The organism is Frankia sp. CoBUL1 (assembly GCF_978021245.1).
Genome location: NZ_CDXDOS010000313.1, coordinates 1 through 3,505 on the forward strand (window position 1 = coordinate 1; position 3,505 = coordinate 3,505).

Here is a 3,505-nt window from a genome sequence, read left to right on the forward strand (position 1 = left end):
GCCACCGACTGAACCGCCGCATCGCGGCGAAGCCGCCGGGGTCCCCGCATCGCGGCGAAGCCGCCAACCACCCCCGACGGCTCCCCCAGGAAGCTCGCCGAAGGCGAGCTGACGGAAACCCCGAACGGCGCCCAAGGCCAGGGGTCCCCGCATTGCGGCGAAGCCGCCATGCGGGGCTAGGCCCACAGCTGCCCTTCCAGGGCGGCTGTGGCTTCTTCGAGGGTGCCGGCGTAGGCGCCGGTGGACAGATACTTCCAGCCACCGTCACAGACGATCAGGACTATATCGGCCGACTTGCCCTCCTTTACCGCCCGCTCGGCCTGCGCAAGCGCCGCGTGCAGGATGGCCCCGGTGGAGATCCCGGCGAAGATGCCCTCCTCCTGCACCAGCTCGCGGGTACGGCGCAGCGCCTCCCGCGGACCGACCGAGTATCGCGAGGTGAGCACCGACGGGTCGTACAGTTCGGGAACGAACCCCTCGTCGATGTTGCGCAGCCCGTACACCAGCTCGCCGTAGCGCGGTTCGGCCGCGACGATCGAGATGTCCGGTACCCGTTCCTTGAGGTAACGACCCGTTCCCATGAGGGTTCCGGTGGTGCCGAGGCCCGCCACGAAGTGCGTGATTTCGGGCAGGTCCTCGAGAATCTCCGGCCCGGTCGTCTCATAGTGCGCCTGGGCGTTCGCCGGATTGCCGTACTGGTAGAGCATCACCCAGTCGGGATTCTCAGCGGCCAGCCGCTTCGCGACGGCGACCGCCTCATTCGATCCGCCGGCGGCGGGCGAGAACCTGATCTCGGCGCCCCACATCTGCAGGAGCTGACGGCGCTCGATCGAGGTGTTCTCCGGCATCACACAGATCAGCCGGTAGCCCCGCTGACGGCAGGCCATGGCCAGCGAGATCCCGGTATTACCGGACGTCGGTTCGAGCACGGTCGCGCCCGGAGTGAGCAGACCGCGCTTCTCGCCGTCGGCGATCATCCACAGCGCCGCCCGGTCCTTGATCGAACCGGTCGGGTTGTCCTGTTCCAGCTTCGCCCACAGCCGGGCATCCGGCGACGGCGACAGTCGCGGAAGCCCGACCAGCGGGGTCCGGCCGACGGAGTCGGCCAGGGAGGAGAAGCGCATGAGTCGGGACCCGTCGCTCGCGTCAGTGCCACCCGGGCGACATGCCAGGCGACAGCACGGCCAGCCCCTCGCTGCCCGGAACTTCGGCACTGCCCGAAAACTCCCCGACGTCGACGGAGCCGCCGGCGACGGCAGGAAGGATGGTGACCTCGTCGCCGTCGCTGAGCTTGGCGTCGAGACCGCCGAGGAAACGAACGTCCTCGTCGTTGACGTAGATGTTGACAAAGCGGTGCAGCTCGGAACCGTTGTCACCGGTCACCAGCCGGCCCCGCAGCCCGGCATACCGGAAGTCGAGATCGAGGAAGAGCGCGGCGACCGTGTCGCCCGTGCCCTCGACCAGCTTCGAACCTCCCGTGTAGGTACGCAGGATCGTCGGCACACGGACCTGGACTGCCATGGTGCTCCTTTCGCGGGTGCCACCGGCCGGGCTCGGCGGTGGCGCCGCCCGGATGGGCGGGGTGTCACGTCAGCGGGTTCTACCTCAGGCGGACAAGCGGACGAGTCGTGGGTGCCAAGGCTCCGCAGTCATCATCTTCCCGGACCGTGTCCACCACCTTCCCGGACCATGTCCCTTCCCGGACCATGTCCGTCGCCGCGTCATCGTCCGTCGCCGCGTCATCTGCAACACCAGGTCGTCTCAGACGATTTCCACCGGCTCCTCGGTGACCACGCCATCGACGATCCGGTAGGACCGGAACTCGGTCGCGTCCGGCTCCCGGGTGGAGGCCAGCACGTAGTGCGCACCCGGCTCGGCCGCAAGGGACACGTCGGTTCTGGACGGGTACGCCTCGGTTGCGGTGTGCGAGTGGTAGATGATGACGGGCTCCTCCTCCCGGTCGTCCATCTCCCGCCACACCTTGAGCTGCTCCATTGGGTCGAAGCGGTAAAAGGTCGGCGAGCGCTCCGCGTTCTCCATCGGGATGAACCGCTCCGGCCGGTCCGACCCCAGGGGGCCGGCGACGATGCCACAGGCCTCGTCGGGATGATCTCGGCGGGCATGGGCGACAATCGCCTCATAGCAGGCACGGTCGATTCGCAGCACGAGCCCACCGTACGACGCCGAAGGGGCGGTTCGGGTCGGCCTTCGCCCGCGACTACCCCAGAGCTCGGGTCAGATCATCGAGCAGCTCGGTCAGGAACGCGTAGACCGCGACGAGCGGGCGGCGGGAATCGTCCGGGTCGAGGTGTTCGAGTTCCGCGGTGGAGTCGTCGTCGGTGAGACCGAGCCGGGTTCCCAGCACCAACCGGAGGTCGTTCAGCGTCGTCAGCCAGTCCTGAGCGGCCTCCTCGTCGAGCAGGAGCGCCCTCCCAGGCGCCGGCACAGCGGACAGCACCCGCCGAGCGGCGTCACGCTTGCGGGCGAGCAGATCGTCCGTCCGGCGGCGGCGGAAGTCCCCGGAGGCCATCGGATCGTCCGGGTAGGGGTCGGGAAGCAGACGAGCGATCGCCGGATCGTCCGGCGGCGGCGGCGCGGTGTCACGCAGCCCCACCAGCGCCTCCAGCGGATCCTCGACCGGCGGTGGTTCGAGCAGGGACTCGATCTGGCCGACGAGCTCGATCAGCAACGCCGCCTCGAGCCGGGCAAGGCGCAGCTCGATCCCGGCACGCGTGCGGCGGAAGCCGTCAGCCACGTCCCTCCGTTCCCCCACTCTCACGCTCCCGGCGACGGTGCGCCCGGGACGACCGCCCCACATGACCGTCTGAACCGTCCGACCACGGACGCAGCCAGCCTACCCAGGGCATGCAGCATGGGCTGCTCCGGGCGGCAGGGCACCGGTGCGACGGAACGAGCCCCGGGTCGGGCACCGGTCTCGGGTCACCGGTCGGGTCAGTCCTGGGCGATCGTGGCCCACAGGCCGTAGGCGTGCAGGCGCTCGGCGTCGGCTTCCATCTCCTCCCTGGTGCCGACCGCCACCGAAGCCCGCCCCTTGTGATGGACGTCGAGCATCAGCTTGGTGGCCTTCGGCTTGCTGTAGCCGAAGAGCTTCTGGAAGACATACGTCACGTATGACATCAGGTTGATCGGGTCGTTCCAGACAATGGTGACCCACGGCCGATCGTCATCGAGGGTCTCGTCGACTTCCTCGACATCGAGAGGCGACACGGTGGCGACAGACACGCTTCCTATTGTTACGCCATTCCCACGACAGTTCTCCTCGACGGGTCGTGTGCCGTGGCCGGCAATCACCTCTCAGCAGGCGGCCCAACGCCGGGAGACGACCGAACGCCGCAGGGTGGCATCGTCGGGGCCGCGGCCGCACATCGGGGGGCCGGCCAAGATGAGAACCACTTTGCCGCCGCGAAACGGCTCCGACCCGACCGGGACACCCCCCAGGGCCGCGCAGAGATCACGCTACGTTGTGATCGGTGACGTTTTGTAG

General features: G+C 68.6%; 5 protein-coding genes. All 5 read right to left on the reverse strand.

Going from position 1 to position 3,505, the window contains the following annotated elements; translation table 11 throughout:
- Window positions 1-176: 176 nt before the first annotated feature.
- The 5 genes from AC08OX_RS16090 to clpS all read right to left on the reverse strand — a co-directional run bounded on the left by AC08OX_RS16090 (window position 177) and on the right by clpS (window position 3,243).
- Complete coding sequence (locus AC08OX_RS16090) at window positions 177-1,124, reverse strand: PLP-dependent cysteine synthase family protein (RefSeq protein WP_476608569.1); 948 nt, start codon at window positions 1,122-1,124, stop codon at window positions 177-179.
- Between the two features lie 22 nt (window positions 1,125-1,146).
- Entirely contained in the window at window positions 1,147-1,521 is a 375-nt protein-coding gene (locus tag AC08OX_RS16095; RefSeq protein WP_476608570.1) for a MoaD/ThiS family protein, read from the reverse strand.
- A 240-nt stretch (window positions 1,522-1,761) separates the two neighbouring features.
- The gene (locus tag AC08OX_RS16100) at window positions 1,762-2,166 is read right to left on the reverse strand and encodes a M67 family metallopeptidase (RefSeq protein ID WP_476608571.1); all 405 of its coding nucleotides are present in this window, start codon (window positions 2,164-2,166) and stop codon (window positions 1,762-1,764) included.
- Between the two features lie 52 nt (window positions 2,167-2,218).
- The gene (locus AC08OX_RS16105) at window positions 2,219-2,755 is read right to left on the reverse strand and encodes a DUF2017 domain-containing protein (RefSeq protein ID WP_476608572.1); all 537 of its coding nucleotides are present in this window, start codon (window positions 2,753-2,755) and stop codon (window positions 2,219-2,221) included.
- A gap of 197 nt (window positions 2,756-2,952) precedes the next feature.
- Entirely contained in the window at window positions 2,953-3,243 is a 291-nt protein-coding gene (gene clpS / locus AC08OX_RS16110; RefSeq protein WP_476608573.1) for an ATP-dependent Clp protease adapter ClpS, read from the reverse strand.
- Between the last annotated feature and the right edge of the window lie 262 nt (window positions 3,244-3,505).

Coding starts and splice junctions, on each gene's coding strand:
- AC08OX_RS16090 (WP_476608569.1), bottom strand. CDS start 1,124: ATGCGCTTCTCCTCCCTGGCCGACTCCGTCGGCCGGACCCCGCTGGTC.
- AC08OX_RS16095 (WP_476608570.1), bottom strand. CDS start 1,521: ATGGCAGTCCAGGTCCGTGTGCCGACGATCCTGCGTACCTACACGGGA.